Genomic DNA, 18,306 nt, shown 5'->3' on the forward strand with positions numbered 1-18,306 from the left:
GTAATCAGAATCTATTGTCAATAATGAAGGGATATGAAAAGGAGGATCAGACCATGGATATTCACGATAAAAGCCTGGCCGGACAGGGCCGTAAAAAAATCGAGTGGGCAGCACAATCCATGCCCGTACTGACCGCCATCAAGGACCGTTTTAGCCGGGAGCAACCGCTGGCCGGCAAACGCCTGGCCGCGTGCCTGCATGTCACCACCGAGACGGCTGTGCTCATGCAGACCTTGAAGGCCGCCGGCGCAGATGTCCATCTGTGCGCCTCCAACCCCTTGAGCACCAAAGACGACGTGGCTGCATCCCTGGTGGTCGATGACGGAATCGACGTAAACGCCATTCACGGTGAGGACCGGAACACCTATTACCGCCACATCCATGCCGTACTGGATGCTCAGCCCCACCTGACCATGGATGACGGTGCGGATCTGGTCAATACCGTTCACAGCCAGCGCCGTGATCTGATGGAAACCATCCTTGCCGGCACCGAGGAGACCACCACCGGTGTGATCCGTCTGCGTGCCATGGCCAAGCAAGGAGTGTTGGAATATCCGATTATCGCCGTCAATGATGCCGCCACCAAACATCTGTTCGACAACCGCTATGGCACCGGCCAGAGCACCATCGACGGCATTCTGCGGGCCACCAACCGGCTGATCGCCGGCAGCCATTTTGTTGTCGCCGGATACGGCTGGTGCGGGCGGGGCGTGGCCATGCGTGCCGCCGGCATGGGGGCACGCGTGATCATCACGGAAACCGATCCGGTACGGGCGCTGGAAGCGGTAATGGATGGCTACCAGGTGATGCCCATGGCTCAGGCCGCGCCTATCGGTGATTTTTTCTGTTCGGTGACCGGCGACACGCGGGTCATCACTCACGCGCACATCCAAGCCATGAAAGATGGCGCCATACTGTGCAACGCCGGCCATTTTAATGTTGAAATCGATCTTGAAGCATTGGCCGCCATGGCCATCACCAGGGATGTCATTCGCGACAACCTGGAAGCATTCACCCTTGACGACGGCCGCCGCATCCATCTTTTGGGAGAGGGGCGCCTGGTCAATCTGGCGGCCGCCGAAGGACATCCATCCAGTGTCATGGACATGAGTTTCGCCAATCAGGCCCTGTGCAGTGCGTATCTGGTTCGCGAGGCGGCCCGATTGAACAATCGCGTCTATAGTGTACCGGAAGCCATCGACGCCGAGATTGCCCAGCTCAAACTGGGCGGCATGGGTATTCATATCGATAATCTTACTAAGGAGCAGAGACAATACCTTAATTCCTATGATATGGGAACCTGAGGGTTCTGATTCGCAAGCACCCATTTGACTGACTGCAACAAAAAATTACAATTAAAGGAGAACCTTATGTCATCACGCCTACAACCCGCCTGCCTGCCCATGCTCATCGGCAGTATCCCTTTGGACGATCATCCGGCGGCATCGCGATTAATTATGGATTATACGCCGGCCATCCCCTTGTGGGTACAGCTGCCGGTTTTTGCTCAGGAAGGCATGATTCCGCAGTTCATGCCGGGCATGCCGGGTGTGGTGGAGCAAGGCGGCAAGACCTTTATCGACACGACTGCACAAAACTTTGACGCCGAACTGCTGGCCTTTTTCGAGGATTACATGGCGCTGAGCGAGGCGCCGGAGCAGCTGGCCGGTTCCCGCTTTGCCCTGGCTGAATCCACGGGCAAGGGCGTTGCCACGCTGCTTGATACGCTTGGCCATCTGAAGGACACGCCAACAGCGGTCAAGGGCCAGGTGACCGGCCCGATCACCTTTTGCATGGGGGCCAAGGATCAGGACGACCGGGCCATTTTTTACAACGAGACCCTGCGCGATGCGGCGGTCAAGCATCTGGGGCTCAACGCCCGGTGGCAAATCCGCACCCTGTCGGGACCGGGCTGCCCGGTAATCATTTTCATCGATGAGCCGGCACTGGCCGGGTTTGGATCATCGGAAATGATCAGCGTGTCCAAGGACGAAATTCTGGCCTGCCTGAAAGAGGTGGTGGACGCCATCCACACCGAGGGCGGACTGGCCGGCATTCATGTGTGCGCCAACACGGACTGGTCCCTGGTACTGGAATCCGGTGCCGACATCGTCAACTTTGACGCCTATGCCTATTTCGACCGGTTTATTCTTTACGGGGCACAGATCAAATCGTTTATCGAAGATGGCGGGATCATTGCCTGGGGGATCGTCCCCACCCTGAAACCCGAGGAAATCGAACGCGAAACGGTCGACAACCTGCATGCCGTCTGGAAGGATCAATTCGCTCAGGTCGAGGCCCTTGGCGTATCGCCTGAGACCCTTTTTCAGCAGTCGCTGATTACCCCCAGTTGCGGCCTGGGGTCCCTGACCCCGGAGCTGGCCACGCGCGTTTTGACCTTGACCCGGGGGCTGTCGGAGACCATCCGTCAATCGAAATAATGGTTATCAATAGTGCCTGAGAGGCTGTTTGAGAAATCCATCCTGACGGCTGAGTTTTGGTAAGGTTTATTTCTTTGATTTCAAAATCCCCGAAATGGGGGATTTGAACTTTGCTTTTATGTAGTAAACTGGAACTGAATTCTGCAAACCTATGGGCACAACGTATTCTCTAAAAGTCGAAGGCCTGGGCAAACACTACGCCAGCACCCTTTTGTTTAAAAACATCTCGTTTTCGTTGAGCTGCGGTGATGTGCTTGCCATTACCGGCTGGAACGGATCGGGAAAAAGCACCCTGTTGCGCATCATTGCCGGGCTGACAAGCGCTTCAACAGGGCAAATCAGCCTGACCAAAGACAATACCGCCATCCCAAAAACCGACAGGCGCAGATATATAGGTCTGGCGGCCCCTGCGATTTCACTTTACGATGAGCTGACAGGACTTGAAAACCTCGCGTTTTTCTGTAAGGTTCGGGGGCTTTTGCGTGACCGGTCGGGTCACTTGGAAATGCTGGCGGAAGCCGGCCTTACCGGACAGGCGGACAAGCCTTGCCGGGAGTATTCTTCAGGGATGAAACAACGCCTCAAGCTGGCCCAGGCACTGGTTCATGCCCCCCCGTTGCTGCTTTTGGACGAACCCGGCGCCAACCTCGACAGCAAGGGATTTAAAATCGTTGAGCGTATTGTTCACAAGCAACGGGGAAGCGGCATGACCATTATCGCGTCAAACGATGGTCGGGAGGTGGCATACGCCGACCGAACCATCAACCTGTCTCGGGACTAGTCAGAAATACCGGGGCTTAACCGTGAAAAGAAACCATCCCAGACAGACATTTCCGTTGCTGTAGAAGCAGGGGGAGACAATCGCACGATGACCATATTCCATTCTGGAACAACAAAACAAAAATTCCTGCTTCTTCCATGGAAAGTATAGGTTTTAGCCGGTGCCGACGGCCAGCGCCTCGCACCATTCACACCGATACCGTTGGTCCACCATAAATATCCCATTCTACCCCGCTGATCCGGTCCTTGGTTGGATATATCCAGGGGGACCTGGTTGGTTGTCGCCTCATCGACCCAGCCAGGGCTGAGTATTTGCCGGCCATTCCAATTGCCCCGATTGAGATATAGCAGGCCATATCTGGCAATATCCAAAGCCGTTGCGTGGATTCCGCCGCCATAGATGCCGGAAGGATTGAGGAAATTCGCCACAACGGTAGTGGATTCTCCGTTATTACCATAACCGCAGTGGTGCCACTGCCAATTCTGCATACCAATGATGTCGGCCACTTTTGTTTTAAAGGTTTGTTCCAGGCCTTCACCGGATACCCTGGTCAAGATGTTACCCAGCTGATGCATGCCCGGATCATGGTAGTTAAATTGGGTCCCGGGAGGTGCCGACGGTCTTCCTGGTGTCAGGTAGCCATTTGGATTACCCCAGTGCATGTCGGGTTTCGCCGTTATATCTGCAGTGTATCCTGAGGTGAACGTCGCCAGCTGCTTAAGGGTAATCGCCGAATATGCCGGATACTCGTCATCCAGGCGTGGAAGATATTTTACCGCCCGATCATTGATCGAGGATATGCGCCCCTCCTTGATCAATAGGCCTAAAACCGTCGTCGTAAATGTTTTCGTGCCGGAATAAATGGAGTGCCTGGAATTTGCGGCAGCACCGTCATAAATGATGTAGCCGTTACGTACGATGACCATCTCATCGGTGCCGACTCCGGCCAGATTTTTATCCAGGTATTGCATTGCATTATCGAGTGCATCGCCATCAACGCCTTGACTGTCAGGGGAAGCCTTTTGCCAGTTTTTTCCGGGAAAAACGCTTTCCTTGTTTTTCAAAAAAATAGTCGCAAAATCAGTGCAATTATCAATGGTCGTTTTTTCAATACCCAAAATATATAACAGCTCCACCGTATCTGAAAAGTCCAGCTTCCGGCCTTCCGGCCAACCTTGATCAGTGACCAGGCTCAGGAAATCAAAGGCCGCTTGCCAAATATCCGCGTATCTGGATTTTTCCGCCTGCCGCATAAAGCGTTCAATAGTCGACTTGTTATTGGAGCTATATTTCAGCATCAATCCTGCTGTATCATTTTGGTCGGAATTGCCATCATCAATCTTAAGATAATGGGTGTTTTTTTTCACATAGGTCAGCCTATCCGGCGTGGAATGGTTTTCGTTCCAACGGCTGTGCTGGATAATATGGATGCGTTTTCTGGTTGTTTGCCGATTATACGTATGGCTTACTGATTTCAGCACATCCGCCGTAAAGTCGGCCATCCCGCCTTCGGCAATCCATATATGCCCGCCGTTGTCGAGTGTCTTCCGCCAGGCATCCGCCGCCTTTTTTACGGATCCTTGCCAATCGGCATGAGCATTCAGCCAGTTGTTGCCCCAAGCGGCCTGCATAACCACTTCGCCTTTGGTCTGATAGTTATTCTTGCCAGTTTCATTGTATCGGTCATGGGCGCCCGCCACAACCAGCGGGATTATACCGTATTGCGAGACAATGGTCTTGTTGGCAACGGTGGCATGACCATCATCCGGGTCTGGCGCAAAATCATGATGGAGGCAAATCAAATCTTTGTCGGGCCTGAATTCAACCTCTGATTGCCCATGGTTCACTGTTAGGGTACTGGCATCCAAGCAGTTAAAGTGAAAAATGCTGATGAAAATAATACAAAATAGCCGTCTATATAATGTCATAAAATCAATTCCTTTCCATAAAAATTATTTTGACGAAGCTCTGGCTGATTGTCAGGGCCGCGGAAAAAATGAATAGCACCAGATTGCGCCGGACGTTGGTTCAAGGATAAAACGCATCGATGCGTCGCCTATTGAAATTTTTGGCCGTCAATGCAACGTAAGCAGATGATGCAAAAGAACAAGTCTGATGGTACAAAATTTTTGTTGCAACTTTTAAACCAATGCTGGAGTAGTGAGAACATTATTAATCTGGCAGCAGAATAGACAAGGGTTAAGCGGCATAGGCAAGCTTCGGATGATTGCGGTGTTTTCTGACCCGGCTGGGCAGATTTTGAATTTTCCTATGGAGGGAAAGTACCTTTTTCTTATAGTATCATTTTTTATCCTTGCATGAATGACTGTTGCAAAACCGGAAGGCAGCAACGCCAAGGGTGAAGAGTGCTTTGGTCATCGGTTTGACTGAGCCGATTTTAGTGGTTTTTAGGTGATGAATACGAGAAATTACGGTAGTGATGCATTCTTCTAATATTGAAACAATAACCATAACATAAAAAATCGCATTTCAACTGATCAACGCCTCAGTAATTGCAATAATAAACGTTACGAATTCAAATCAAACCATAGCATTTTAGTTTGTTACCCGCAGCGAAGCATCTAAGGGCTCGCGCAAAAATAATTTCACATTTTCAGCGTCCATCCATCCCGCTCAGCGGCGTTGCGAAAACACGAAATATGCCTGCGCGCCTTGCTGAGCGGGCGCCTGAACACTGACAATTTGCGATTTTATTTTTCCGCGAACCCTAAAATTGTTGATTCACGCCTTGTGCGCCCACCATCGTGTAAGTCACTCCATCAATCGTGGTTGCTGTTCCTCTAAAGCTCGTGGCAGGATTACCTGAAAATGTGCCTTCAAAACTAAATCCTTGCGCTGTATTCTCGCCTGACCATTGGCTGTTGATCAATTCTCCCGAAAAAATATTATCCGTATCGTAGGCAAGATAACATTCTGACTTTCTGAGCTGGCCACCGGTAAACGTTAAAAGCGTTGTACCTCTGTACTGCCATGCGAACTCCCAGTCGCCTGTAACAACAGAGACACAGTCTTGAGTATTCTGTTCCTTCGTTCCATGGTAGTCTTCGACCCATTCACAATACCGATCTTCTATTTCATAGCGGAAGATACCCGACCCTGTAAACTCAGTTGAAGAGGTTAATTCTAAGGTTCCTTCAAAAGAGACATTGCCCCCATCTGCTTCAAAGGAGCTGATGTAATCGCATTGTGATCCATTTAATGTTCCATTCAATGTGGCTACATCGGGAATGGAAATAGTCGCCGCATTGCCGTCAATCGTAATGTTAGAAAGATAAGTACTTTCATTATGAATATTGCAGGAATAATTACTATCCAGAGTGACAGGATCGGGCGTTCGGGTAATAAGCCATTCACCTTCATAATTCTCGGATGAAACTGAAGAATCAGTTCCACCTCCGCCGCCTCCTCCGCCACCACAAGAAATAAAAAATATAAGCATGAATGCTGACATTAAAATGACATCCGTGGTCAGCACCCCTTTTACTCTGATAGTTTTGTTGAAGATTCGCAGCATTTTCTCTCCAAAAGATATAACCAAGATTTTAATCACACTATTTTTCATAGAGCCTCCTTTCTTGTTAGTTATGGCGTTAATTCATTCATCAGGGTTATTTTAGCATTCAAGATAAAGTTTTTGGGTTTTCTTTACCGTCGAAAGCGGTATTCATTATACAGATTCCTTCATATAGTCTTGCCCAAAATATTATCTTAAACACTATCTTTTTCTCTACAAAGTAGTTTGACATCCCCTTCTCTCCCGTTCCCTTCACTTTTCGCTCCATATGCTGGGTTGAGAAACATTAAAATTCTTAACGGTATTTATCCAACTCTGTTGATCTTTATTCAAATTTGATCCACTCAGTGAGTTTTCTGCTGAGTTTTTCCCGTTTTGGTCATCGGCCATGTTACTATTCTATTTATACGATCAATCGGATGCAGTTTTCCCTTTTTTTTTGCACCCTAATTTTTTTCACAAGTATTTCGTTGTATGCAGTCTCTGTAGACTTTGAGGAATGCGGTCTTTGCCCTTTTTCGACAAGCGTCGATGACACCATGAGAAACTCCCGCTACAGCTGCAATTTGCTTAGCGCATGGCAAGATATTAAGTTTGAATGATCAGCGATAGAGATTATAAAAGATTTAAAATTTTGGAGAGAACCTATTATTTTACGCTGCAGTCTGTATACATCATCGTTTGGATGCCTATCGTATTTTTTTCTTGATGATCAAACATGACTTGAAAACCGCGACTTTTTCTGTAAGGTTCGGGGCGTTTTTTGTGAATACGGGCGCAGGAGGTGAAATACGCAGACCGAATCATCAACCTGTCTGAGTGAAGCGACGGCGATCTGGATGCGGGATCTTAAAGCTGAGTTTAGAACGCGGTATGCCGTCAACGCGATTCTGATGTTTGCCTTGACCACCCTGATTGCGGTCAGCTTTTCCATCGGCGCCCATCGCATCGCGGATACTGAAAAACCGTTTATCAACGCCGTATTGCTTTGGATTATCCTTGTTTTCTCGGCGCTTTCGGGCCTTTCCAGGTCCTTTGTCAAGGAACAGGAAGCCGGCACCATGGATGTGCTCAAGCTCAGTGCAAGGCCACAGGCGGTGTTTCTGGGCAAGCTGTTTTTCAATCTGACCCTGCTGGGCGCGCTGGAAATCATTATTGTGCCGGCCTTCGTGGTCTTGATGGGATACGACATCCGGCTTTTGGGGTGTTTTTGGGCTATGATCGTCAGCGCGGGTCTGGGCCTTGCCGCCGCAACCACCATCGTCGCAGCCATGATCGCCCAGGCCAGCGCCAGGGGCGCGTTGTTTTCCGCCCTGTCCTTTCCGCTTTTGCTGCCACTGATGATCACGGCCATCAAGGGATGTGAGCGGGCCGCCATCGGACTGGACCCGGCCGGGTGGCCTGAGGTGCGCATCGCCCTGGCCTACGCCGTGATCATGACGGTCATGTCCTTATTTTTATTTCCGCTGATTTGGGAGGAATAACCGGCTGGTGAAAATTGTATATAAAATAGGGCTATTATTGTGGATGGGATTCATCATCATCGCCGCGTTCCGGCTAACCGAGGCGGCCCAGGGTTTTCCAGGGCAGACATCGCGGATTCTTTTTTTTCATGTTCCCCAGGCCTGGGTGGCGAGCCTTTCTTTTTTGCTTTCCATGATCGGCAGTGCGCTGTTTTTGGCCAGACGGCGCACCCGGGCCGATCACCTGGCCCTGGCCGCTGCTGAATTGGGGTTTATTTTCTGTATCCTGGCCACGGCCACAGGCTCCATTTTCGCCAAGGTCACCTGGGGATCGTATTGGAATTGGGATCCCCGGGAAACCTCCATCGTTCTGCTGCTAATGATCTACGGGGCCTATTTTGCCCTTCGATCGGCCGTCCCGGATGAAGAGAAAAAAAAGCGCTTTGCCGCTGTTTATGCCATTCTGGCCTTTGTCACGGTTCCTTTTCTGGTCTTCATCATGCCCCGCATCACCCTGTCGCTGCATCCCGAAGATACCATGAACCCGGTCAGCCCCGGCATGGATTCCGTGACATTGAAGGTGTTTATCGGATCGATGGCCGCCTATACGGGACTTTACGTCTGGATGCTGCGGCTCAGGATGCGCGTACTGGTTCTGGAGCATCGCCGTGCATCGGTGACGCCTTTTGGTAACGATCGGTGATCGTATATGACGTTTGTTGTTAATCATCAAATTCGACCATTACAGTCGCTGGAGGAATAGCATGAAAGACGGTTTGGGATTTGTCCTGGGAGTGAATCTGGTCATCTGGCTGGGCATTGCGGCGTACCTTTTTATCCTGGATCGAAAAATCAAACGCCTTGAGAATTTGGCGGAGGGCGACCACCGATGAAATTAAAAAAAGCGCATATCATCGGTGGCATCGTTATCGTCCTTGCCATGGGGCTGGCTTTTAACGCCTTTCAGTCCGCCCTCACCCCTTACGTGACCGTGGCAGAAGCCATGGCTCATGAACGATCGGTGCAGGTGGCCGGAATGACGGTCAAGGGGTCGGATCAATACGATCTTGATACGAATAAGCTGGTTTTCACGCTTCGGGAAGACGGTGGCGCAAAGATGGTTGTGGAATATGATGGCCCAAGGCCCGGAAATTTTGACGACGCCACCAAAATCGTGGCCATCGGCTGCTATGCGAAAAAAAAAGCGGTTTTCGAAGCCAGTGAATTACTGGTCAAATGTCCCACCAAATATGAAGGGCGGGTTAACGGCGAATGAACAATCTTGGCGGGCTTTGCATGTGGCTTGGACTGGCGGCCCTTTGCATTTCTTCAATCGGTTATCTCTTTTTACTACTCAAACCAGACCCGGTTGGTATCAAAACCACCGCCCGGCTGGGGTTTACCGCGTTTACCGCCTGCGTTACCGTGGCCAGCATCTCCCTGATGCTGGCCATTCTGGGCAACGACTTTGTTTTCAGTTATGTGGCCCGCTATTCATCACGCGATCTGCCCCTTATCTATCGGATCAGTTCCTTCTGGGCTGGCCAGGAGGGCAGTTTTCTGCTCTGGGTTTTTCTGGGGGCCTGGCTGGGTCTTTTTCTTATCTATCAATCCGGACGCCAGGAACCGCGCGTGATGCTCGTTTACAACCTGAGCAACCTGTTTTTGGTGATCCTGTTGATCAAGCAAAGCCCGTTTCATATGTCGGCCGTGCCGCCGGCCGACGGAAACGGAATGAACATGCTGCTGCAGGACCCCTGGATGGCCATCCACCCGCCCATTGTTTTTCTGGGGTACGCCGCCTATGCCATTCCTTTTGCCTTTGCGATCAACGCCCTGTGGAGCCGGGACTACGACGGCTGGATCAAGCCCGGACTGCCCTGGGCCATTTTTGCCTACGTCACCTTGGGAGCCGGGATCATCATCGGCGGATTCTGGTCTTACAAAGTCCTCGGGTGGGGCGGCTACTGGGGCTGGGATCCGGTGGAAAACGCCTCTTTGCTGCCTTGGCTGGCCGGCACGGCCCTGGTGCACGGCATGATCCTGCAGGACACCAAAAAGCAGCTTCGTAAAACCAATTTCTTTTTAGTAACGTTTGCCTTTGTTCTGGTTATTTACTGCACATTTCTCACGCGCTCCGGAATCCTGGCCGATTTCTCCGTGCACTCGTTCACCGACCTGGGCATTACCGGTCTGCTCGTGCTGTTCATGGGCGTCTTCATCGCTCTGGCGGTTTGGCTCCTGGCCCTGCGCTGGAAGGATCTGCCCGCCCCCGCCAACACTGAAATCGCCTATTTTTCCCGTGAATTCGGTTTTATCGCGGCCATCGCCCTTTTATGCATGTCCTGCCTGGTCACCGGCCTGGGCACCTCGGCACCGCTGATCACACGCATGATGGCCAAGGCCTCTAAGGTATCGACGGACTTTTATGTGCAAACCAACCTGCCCCTGGCCGTTTTGATCCTGCTTTTACTCTCATTCGTCCCCTTGATGGCCTTTGGCCGCAATCAGCCATCCCGACTGATCAAAAAACTGCCCTGGGCCGCCGCAGGCGCCGTCATCGCCCTGGCTGTCACGGTTTGGCACGGCGCTTTTGACATTCGCAGCCTGCTCGTCGCTATTCCCGCCGGCGGTGCAACCGGCCTGAACCTGGCACTGGTCACAGGCCTTGCGCGCCGGCGTTTCTTGTTGTCCAGCGGCGCGCTGGTTCACCTGGGGGTGGGCCTGATGTTTTTGGGCATCATTGCCTCATCTGTGTATGACCGATCGGAAAAACAGCGCTTTTTCCAGGGGGAAACGAAGCCGGTCTTTGGTTATGCCATCACCCTGTCAGCGCCTCAGATTTTTAACCACGGCAAAGGAGAACGCCTGGAACTGCCGCTTGACATTGAAAAAGGAAAGGCAAGATTTCTTGCCCGACCGGATATTTACGTGGAGAGAAAAGAAGGCGGTCAACCCCAGCGGTTTATTCATCCGTATATCAAACGGGGAATTTTCTCGGATCTTTATATTTCTCCGGTGGACTATGATTCCGGTCGAAAAAAAGCACCGGCCAATCAGATCGTAATAAAAAAAGGCCAGACCATTCACCGCGATCCCTACACCATCACCTTCAACGGATACGATATCCATGGTATGGGACAAAACGCAACGACCGGCGTATCCGTGGGCGCCCGGCTGACGGTCGCTTACAAAACGGAAGATTCCGTTGAATTATTGCCGGTGATGAAGATGGGGCAAGGACAACCCAAGGCCGCCGAGCGCCGCGAGAAACTTCCCGGTAATGAAGCGGCATTCGTGAGCCTGGTACAAATCAATGCCGATGAGAAAACCGTCACCCTGGTTTACGACGGGCCCGGCGTCGACGCTGAGAACGCGCAAAATGCCGAAAAGCCGAAAGCATCGGTGATTATGGACGTCAGCATCAAACCGGGCATGACCCTTTTATGGGTCGGCACTTTTCTCATGCTCTTTGGCGGTGTGGTTGGAATCATCCGGCGCCGACCGCGATGAATTCGCTGTAACAGTGCTATAGTGTTTAAGATAATGTTTTTGGCAAGGATAGAGGGAGGAAGCCGCATAATCAATACTGCGACGACCGATAACGAAGCCCAAAAACATTATCTTGAATGCTATATGAGGAAAAACGGTGCCTAAAGCTTTCCGATTTCCCTGATCCAAAACGGGAAAAACAGATCGGAAAAGCGGTACTGGGCGCCAGGGCCTTGGCGCACCAAGATTCCTTTTTTTACCAGTGAAGCAAGCGATGCATTGATCGAGGATGCGGGGCCGATCTTATGACGCAACAGAAACGCTTTGGAAAAAGGCGGTGTGTCGGGATCCTGCGCCAACGCGATCAACAAAACCTTTTGCGTGGCGCTGATCGTTTGCCACAACACTTCGTAGTGGGGGGCATCCTGCTTGACGATGATTGCCTGCAAGGTTTCGGTCAACGGCGCATCAATCGTTTTCGACTCAATGGCAGCCTCCCATGCGGTATGACAGAGTCGTTGGACATTATAAGTGATACCCTGGCCCAGATCGATAATTTCGCGAACACAGTCGGTGGAAATCGAATACCCCCCCTTTTCAAACCACCCCTTTATAAACCCTTCGTACGTTTCCTGTTTGATTGGTTCCAGGGCCATGATGCGCCCCATCTTGTAAAAGGCCCGTTTCTTGTTCTGCACCATGGAAAGCATCACGGACATTTCCGAGCCGGAAAAGATGTAACTGGTGTGTTGATGCGTCTGGATCTCAGCGCGTAACGCCTTTTCAACCGCTCCGCCATTGTATTTTTCGATGTCGGAGAATTCATCAATGATAATCGCAAGTGTCCTTCTTTTTCGCTGGGCCAGCGCATCGGCATGGGCGAAACCTTCGATCAGTGCCGCTATGGCCTCTTTTTCCTCAACAGCTAATTCGAGGCTGGCGCTGACGTCGCCTTCAGAACCAATGCTGATATTTGGCCGTAACCGTTTAAAGCCGGCAAATAGTTTAATCAGTTTATCCGTGTTTGTTTCAAGCGCCTTTGTTGTTAGACTGGCGACGGCACCGGCAAAAGATCGCAGGTCCGGAAAAGCGTTCAGGTCGATGTAGGCAACGGCATAGCCATCCGGATCCAGGCTGCCCATGAGGTTGTGCAGCAGACACGTTTTGCCGAATCTGCGGGGTGAAACAAGGAACACGCGATTGAGGTTTTCGATTTCGCGTTTCAAGGTTTTGATTTCCCCGGACCGATCGGCAAAATATGGCCCAGTGACGATGCCGCCGTATTTGAATGGGTTACGCATTTTGACACCAATACGTTATTAACGTTACTTTTTTCATGATACGTTATTAACGTATTTCGTAAGCGAATAAAAGTCAAATAGTTATTATCCTAAGGGAGGCAGAAATCAGTCGATAATGCGTCGAAATTGTTTGCGGTACGTTGTCGGCACCAGGCCGGTATGTTTGGCAAAGATTCTTCGGAAGGTGCTGCTGTCTGCATAACCGACCCGGTCGGTGATTTCATCAAAGGAGTGGAGTGGGCGCCATTTTCCAGCAGTCGTTTAATTGCAGAGCCACTTCATACCCGCAGTATTTTTCCACCAGATACAGCGACAAATCGAGTCCGGCGCTGTAGCCGCCTGAGCAAAACAAGCTCCCTTCATCGGTAATCAACCGTTCCGGTTTGAGTTTGATCTGGGGGTAGCGTTTTTTAAATTCTTCTGCGAAAGCCCAGTGAGTATAAAACAGAAGGGCCTGGGGCGCCGCATTTCCCAGGCGGAGGCCCTGGCGATTATCGGCCAGGGTGTTGAAGCCGGGTTGGTGCTTCAGCCCTCGAATTCTCAAAATCCGTTTGTAATCTGAATGTGTTGCGGGTGCTGTTGCCTGTTCCTGAAAAATCTCAATCGGCTGGATCAGCCGGCCAAAATCGCCAACACAAATCATTATGCCATGGTGGACACGGAAAGCTGTACCGGCTGTGGGCGTTGTGAAGCCATTTGCCAGATGAATGCCATCACGGTGGTGGACGAATCCGCCGTCGTCGATTTAGACCGATGCATCGGCTGCGGGCTCTGAGTGGCGCGGTGTGAATGTAACGCGGCTGTTCTGGTTGCCAAGGAAGAGTCAAAACGGCATGCAGTTCCGGTCGACACATCTGCGCAATTTATGCGGATGGCCCGGGAGAGAGGTCTTGGATGATGCGCAACATTCTATGAAGCCTCTATCTTAGGGAAAAAGAATGAGCCGATGCGGAAAATAAGCGCTTTGATATAATCGGCGCGTTATTGTATGTTGAAGTCACACCTTATTATTTAGGCTCATGTTGGATTCCAGGGTCCTATTGGTGAGATTTTCCTTATTTTCCCCACCCAATATGAACGCCATCATGAGCAGTGTCCAAAAAAAAACAGTATGGGCTTGCTTCGAGAACTGTGGCAACAATGAGATTAATCGGTCAAATGCTGAGCATGGCCCTTGTCACCCTTGCCTCTGGATAACTTGCTTAATAGGAGAAACTAGATAATGGTTTCTGGAGTATATCTTTCTCCAATCACCTAAACCGAGCAACGGCTTCAATGAAGGATCCAAATGACTTTTTCATCTTTTTTTTCTCAGCAGGCAAGAAAGCCAAGCGGCATATTTGGTTGGGTTATTGCGCCCATCATATTTGACAAGGGAAACGTCGAGCTCAATGATTTTGTATATAACGCATTGGCGATCAATAAAAAGGATCATCTTTTAGAAATAGGGTTTGGTACGGCAAGCTCATGAACAAGATTACCTCGTATCTGGTAGAAGGATCGATCGATGGTATAGACTTCTCAAAAACAATCAGATGGCCGATGGCCTCCTCGACCACTTCAATCTGGTCCTTTTATAATCTGAAAATCAAAGGGCTGATAATGGATGAACGGATTTTCAAAATAGGAATTTATTTTTTGATACTTTCGGTGATGGCTGCTTTTCAGGCCGCGGCCGGAGATGGTCAATGAGACGGAAGTCTTGAAAAATTTTGATCAATTGGTAAGAGAGGTCAACGCGCTTCGCCTGATCAAGAAAGGCTTTTCTTTGATTGACATCGTCAAGGATATGAACCCGGTGCTCGGCGCTGGTGATCCTGATTCTTACCGGATTCCGGAAAGCCGCCTTACGACCGGCCTTCACCGCTAAAAAGGCGGTGGCAGGTAATTCCACAAAAAAAATAGACTCATATTGGATTCCAGATGCGGGATATGGTAAAAATACATCTTTTACTCACCCCCCCAAGGTGGAAGCCGCAGTCCAAAATACGCATAAAACACTTGGATGGATAAGCCGGGGTATGGTTGTCGGTTTTTCTGAAGTCTCTGGATCCCACATGCTTTGAATAAAAGACGGGATCCTGTCAGGTGCTTTTATCGGAATGTGTCTGCAATTATTTGTGGAATAATTGATTTCGGCCAACAAGGAGATTTTCATGTCTGGTGCATATACTCACATTACACTGGAAAATGAGATGAGAGAGCCCATGCGACTGGAAGCAATTCCAGGGTTTCCGGAGGATGCGATCATCACGATTCTGGATTATTTCAAATTCTGTGAACTGGGAGCCGTCAGTCCTGATTATCCCTATCTTGCCATGGATGACAGCAGTGCCGCAAGGTGGGCGGATGCCATGCACTATACCCAGACCGGTGAGATGATTCATGCAGGTATCCGGTACCTTAAAGAAATGGACGGTGATGCGCAGCAGAAAGGTCTGGCCTGGCTGCTGGGGTATTGCGCCCATGTGGCCACCGATGTCACGATTCATCCTGTGGTGGAGATGAAAGTCGGTCCTTATGATGAGAACAAAACCATGCACCGGGTCTGTGAGATGAACCAGGATGCCTATATCTTTCAGCGAATGAATCTGGGAGATATCGTGCTGGCGGAGCATCTTGATTCGGGGATCGGGCGATGTGGAGATCTGGAAGACCCGGATCAACTCGATCCGGACATTCGGGAATTGTGGGAAAAAATGCTCCGGGACGTCTATCCTGATGAATTTGAAGCGGGGCCGCCGGATATGAATAAGTGGCACAGACGATTCAAGTTCATGGTGGAAGAAATTGCCGGTGCAGACAATATTCTCATGCCCCTTGCCCGTCACGTTTCAGCAGGCCTGGGGCTCTTGTATCCTGAAGCCGAGGATGTTGATATGCAGTATGTGGAAGCCCTGGAAACCCCGGAAGCGCCCATCCATTTTGATGACCTTTTTGACAAAGCTGTCGGCCATGTGGGGACCATGTGGTCATGGGTTGCCCGCGGGGTGCTGAGCGATGATGATGCGTATCTTGAAACCATCGGCAACTGGAATCTGGATACCGGCAGAGATGAAGATGGCCAACTGGTATTCTGGGATGGGGAATAAGTCATGAAAAAACTTTTTTTTATTTTTTTTATAATCGTACTGGTGATGGCAGGATGCGGGAAAAAAGAGAAAATTGATGAAAAGGAGATGAGCCGGCTGGGTTCGGCCCTGACTAAACTTTCATCGGCCGTGGAATCAACGGTCCGATATAAAAAACCGCCCAAAGGAATCAGTGACGCGGATTTGCTGAAACTGGCAACCCAGCACGATCCCAAGCTGCTTGAACCTTTTTCAAAATATACGCTTAAAGTGCAGCAGGAAAACAGGCACGGCATTGTGCTGGTCTGCGATAAGAAGGGCAAGCGTGGATTACTGGAAGATGCCGGTTGCAGCAGAGCCATGGACGCTAATTTATGGAGATCCAAAGCGTCCTGCAAATTTACCCTGAATGCGGACAGCGTGTGCCGGTAAGAGTTTCGGGACCTGTTCAAAAGATAAAGATAGGAACTTGCTTTTTGTCGGACCGAGTATGCCAAGGCGTCAATTGGGTGTTAAGGACTATGATGACGCAATATGTAGTGCACAGCAAGACTTGACGAATTTGGCGATTGAGAACATGCCGCCCAATGAATCTCGCCATACCTCATTTTGAGATTTTTAGCTGTCCAACAAAGCGTTTTCGCGAAAATTTGGACGCAGATAGACTGTCCAGTAAGATTCACTATTCAAGCCAATAGTCAATGGGCGGTAGCTGAGAATAGGCGTCGGCGTAAGTGAGCGCATCGATTGATAGGGAAGAATCGGGGGCCGTCGGGTCATGGTTGTGGGTCTCCCATAGCCCCAGATGCTTCAGTATTTTTTTGATAATCCAATCGTCCTCGATGAACGCGATAATCCGCATGAGGCCTTGACATTTCGGGCAGGTGAGCGGATTGATCTCGTATATTTTCTGGATCAATCGAGCCCAGTTTTTCCGAAATGCCGCCGAGGATACTGACGACTCGACCAGCGCTGGGACCTGATCATCGCTGCCGGCCTTTTTCCGCATGCCGCGCGATTTGTTTGAATAGTAGCCGTAATATCGCACCATCTGCTCGTAACGATTTGGGATATGGGTGACCAATCGAGCCAGCCAAGCCCCATAGCGCTACCGGATAGCAGCCACACTGTTGAATTCGAGAATTGAACGGGGGTGTCCGTAAGGCGCAATTGAGATGTGTAGATTAAATCGGCGGTTAAAGTATTTCTGACAGCCGCTTCAACGAAAATATCACATCAAGCCCCTTTACCGCTTTGGGCTTTTTCTCTTTGTGGGATTGAAAAAGATGTTTGAACTGACGAGTGGATTATTGCCGTAATTCAGAATCAATGCGTTCCGACAGAAATATTTTTAACAATGACTGATAAGGGACATCCCTCTTGTTTGCCAGCAGCTTCAGATCTTCAATCATGGACTCAGGAAGACGGATGGATATGGTTTTTGTCGTTGGTTTCAAGCGAGAAAAAACCACTTCCTCCGCATCAGTCCAGTCAATATAATCCTTAGAATCGTTTTTTTGCCAGAACAGGCGTTCTTCGGCCTCACTGTTAAATTTTGGTGGTTTCTTTTTCATTTAAGGTACCTTTCCATCTCCGAATCGGTCATATCCCGAGCGGAAATGATCCTTATTTTTGAATTTCGGATTGTAAACACTGCAAATAGGAATCGGTTCAGGTTCGTTCGGCCAAGAGCGTAATATCGATTTTCAAGTTTAGAATGTTCTTTGTCACGGTTAACGATAATTGGCTTATTGAAAAAGATCTGTTCACACTCGCTGGTTGAGACGTCATGGAGTTCCCAACTCTTGGTAATATTGCCTTGATCCCACTCAAAACCAATACAATGGGATAGAATTGTGTTGGGTTTCACCATACATTCCGTATATTATGGTTATATACAGCATGTCAATCGAAAAAGGCAGCCATGGCGGACATAGCCATCATAGCCCCGGATGACAAACATTAATGGTTAATAGCTTTGTCAGAAACGATCTTTGCGCCTTAAACAAAATTCATCCAAAAAAACAGAAAATGAAGCGGCGGCTAAAGAAAAAAATCTTCACCTGCCGTCCTTTTTCATATTTTCACAAACTTGACCGGAGGACTCCTTAAAGCGCTCTGTTTGACCATCAGCCTATATTGCGATTTTCAGCCCCGAAAATCGCCAAATAGGCCCAAAATAGGGCTACATTTTTAACCTTTTCAATTTCATTGCAGTTGGT

At 49.8% G+C, this 18,306-nt stretch carries 21 protein-coding genes; 13 read left to right on the plus strand and 8 right to left on the minus strand.

Going from position 1 to position 18,306, the window contains the following annotated elements:
* The first annotated feature begins 53 nt into the window (after positions 1-53).
* The 3 genes from Dvar_RS37045 to Dvar_RS37055 all read left to right on the plus strand — a co-directional run bounded on the left by Dvar_RS37045 (position 54) and on the right by Dvar_RS37055 (position 3,222).
* Entirely contained in the window at positions 54-1,304 is a 1,251-nt protein-coding gene (locus Dvar_RS37045) for an adenosylhomocysteinase (protein WP_419658484.1), read from the plus strand.
* A 66-nt stretch (positions 1,305-1,370) separates the two neighbouring features.
* Positions 1,371-2,441, plus strand: coding sequence for a hypothetical protein (locus tag Dvar_RS37050; RefSeq protein ID WP_419658486.1), 1,071 nt, complete (start codon positions 1,371-1,373; stop codon positions 2,439-2,441).
* A 151-nt stretch (positions 2,442-2,592) separates the two neighbouring features.
* Positions 2,593-3,222: an ABC transporter ATP-binding protein gene (locus Dvar_RS37055; protein WP_419658488.1), complete on the plus strand. Its 630-nt coding sequence runs from the start codon at positions 2,593-2,595 to the stop codon at positions 3,220-3,222.
* Here the strand turns inward: Dvar_RS37055 and Dvar_RS37060 are convergent.
* On the minus strand, positions 3,219-5,150 hold the full coding sequence (locus Dvar_RS37060) for a serine hydrolase domain-containing protein (RefSeq protein ID WP_419658490.1): 1,932 nt from the start codon (positions 5,148-5,150) through the stop codon (positions 3,219-3,221). The genes Dvar_RS37055 and Dvar_RS37060 overlap by 4 nt on opposite strands.
* Positions 5,151-5,950: 800 nt before the next feature.
* Complete coding sequence (locus Dvar_RS37065) at positions 5,951-6,805, minus strand: hypothetical protein (protein WP_419658492.1); 855 nt, start codon at positions 6,803-6,805, stop codon at positions 5,951-5,953.
* 791 nt (positions 6,806-7,596) lie between these two features.
* On the opposite strand from Dvar_RS37065, the gene Dvar_RS37070 reads away from it, so the two are divergent.
* From Dvar_RS37070 to Dvar_RS37090, 5 genes are all read left to right on the plus strand, one after another.
* Positions 7,597-8,241: a heme exporter protein CcmB gene (locus tag Dvar_RS37070; protein WP_419658494.1), complete on the plus strand. Its 645-nt coding sequence runs from the start codon at positions 7,597-7,599 to the stop codon at positions 8,239-8,241.
* Between the two features lie 7 nt (positions 8,242-8,248).
* The gene (locus Dvar_RS37075; protein ID WP_419658496.1) at positions 8,249-8,923 is read left to right on the plus strand and encodes a cytochrome c biogenesis protein; all 675 of its coding nucleotides are present in this window, start codon (positions 8,249-8,251) and stop codon (positions 8,921-8,923) included.
* Between the two features lie 61 nt (positions 8,924-8,984).
* Positions 8,985-9,113, plus strand: a complete 129-nt coding sequence (locus Dvar_RS37080) for a CcmD family protein (protein ID WP_419658498.1) — start codon at positions 8,985-8,987, stop codon at positions 9,111-9,113.
* Positions 9,110-9,496, plus strand: a complete 387-nt coding sequence (locus Dvar_RS37085) for a cytochrome c maturation protein CcmE (protein ID WP_419658500.1) — start codon at positions 9,110-9,112, stop codon at positions 9,494-9,496. Before Dvar_RS37080 ends, Dvar_RS37085 begins: the two co-directional genes overlap by 4 nt.
* A complete protein-coding gene (locus tag Dvar_RS37090) occupies positions 9,493-11,733 on the plus strand; it encodes a heme lyase CcmF/NrfE family subunit (RefSeq protein ID WP_419658501.1) in 2,241 nt (746 codons plus the stop codon). The genes Dvar_RS37085 and Dvar_RS37090 overlap by 4 nt, the downstream gene beginning before the upstream one ends.
* 140 nt (positions 11,734-11,873) lie before the next feature.
* On the opposite strand, the gene Dvar_RS37095 is transcribed toward Dvar_RS37090, so the two are convergent.
* The 3 genes from Dvar_RS37095 to Dvar_RS37105 all read right to left on the minus strand — a co-directional run bounded on the left by Dvar_RS37095 (position 11,874) and on the right by Dvar_RS37105 (position 13,656).
* A complete protein-coding gene (locus Dvar_RS37095; RefSeq protein ID WP_419658503.1) occupies positions 11,874-13,013 on the minus strand; it encodes an AAA family ATPase in 1,140 nt (379 codons plus the stop codon).
* A gap of 105 nt (positions 13,014-13,118) precedes the next feature.
* A complete protein-coding gene (locus tag Dvar_RS37100) occupies positions 13,119-13,232 on the minus strand; it encodes a hypothetical protein (RefSeq protein WP_419664217.1) in 114 nt (37 codons plus the stop codon).
* Positions 13,233-13,236: 4 nt separating this feature from the next.
* Positions 13,237-13,656: a hypothetical protein gene (locus tag Dvar_RS37105; protein WP_419658505.1), complete on the minus strand. Its 420-nt coding sequence runs from the start codon at positions 13,654-13,656 to the stop codon at positions 13,237-13,239.
* A gap of 6 nt (positions 13,657-13,662) precedes the next feature.
* Here Dvar_RS37105 and Dvar_RS37110 point away from each other — a divergent pair, with 6 nt between their 5' ends.
* The 5 genes from Dvar_RS37110 (at position 13,663) to Dvar_RS37130 (ending at position 16,516) form a co-directional block, all read left to right on the plus strand.
* On the plus strand, positions 13,663-13,788 hold the full coding sequence (locus Dvar_RS37110; RefSeq protein WP_419658507.1) for a 4Fe-4S binding protein: 126 nt from the start codon (positions 13,663-13,665) through the stop codon (positions 13,786-13,788).
* Positions 13,789-14,301: 513 nt separating this feature from the next.
* A complete protein-coding gene (locus tag Dvar_RS37115; RefSeq protein ID WP_419658509.1) occupies positions 14,302-14,484 on the plus strand; it encodes a hypothetical protein in 183 nt (60 codons plus the stop codon).
* A 231-nt stretch (positions 14,485-14,715) separates the two neighbouring features.
* Complete coding sequence (locus Dvar_RS37120; protein ID WP_419658510.1) at positions 14,716-14,883, plus strand: hypothetical protein; 168 nt, start codon at positions 14,716-14,718, stop codon at positions 14,881-14,883.
* Positions 14,884-15,169: 286 nt separating this feature from the next.
* Entirely contained in the window at positions 15,170-16,105 is a 936-nt protein-coding gene (locus tag Dvar_RS37125) for a zinc dependent phospholipase C family protein (protein ID WP_419658511.1), read from the plus strand.
* A gap of 3 nt (positions 16,106-16,108) precedes the next feature.
* Positions 16,109-16,516, plus strand: a complete 408-nt coding sequence (locus Dvar_RS37130) for a hypothetical protein (protein ID WP_419658512.1) — start codon at positions 16,109-16,111, stop codon at positions 16,514-16,516.
* A gap of 250 nt (positions 16,517-16,766) precedes the next feature.
* Here the strand turns inward: Dvar_RS37130 and Dvar_RS37135 are convergent, their stop codons facing one another.
* From Dvar_RS37135 to Dvar_RS37145, 3 genes are all read right to left on the minus strand, one after another.
* Complete coding sequence (locus tag Dvar_RS37135) at positions 16,767-17,135, minus strand: hypothetical protein (RefSeq protein WP_419658513.1); 369 nt, start codon at positions 17,133-17,135, stop codon at positions 16,767-16,769.
* A 256-nt stretch (positions 17,136-17,391) separates the two neighbouring features.
* Positions 17,392-17,658 (minus strand): BrnA antitoxin family protein, encoded by a 267-nt coding sequence (locus Dvar_RS37140; RefSeq protein WP_419658514.1) that lies wholly within the window; start codon positions 17,656-17,658, stop codon positions 17,392-17,394.
* Entirely contained in the window at positions 17,655-17,957 is a 303-nt protein-coding gene (locus tag Dvar_RS37145; protein ID WP_419658515.1) for a BrnT family toxin, read from the minus strand. Before Dvar_RS37145 ends, Dvar_RS37140 begins: the two co-directional genes overlap by 4 nt.
* Positions 17,958-18,306: the final 349 nt, after the last annotated feature.

It is taken from the genome of Desulfosarcina variabilis str. Montpellier, assembly GCF_048565275.1.
GTDB lineage: Bacteria > Desulfobacterota > Desulfobacteria > Desulfobacterales > Desulfosarcinaceae > Desulfosarcina > Desulfosarcina variabilis.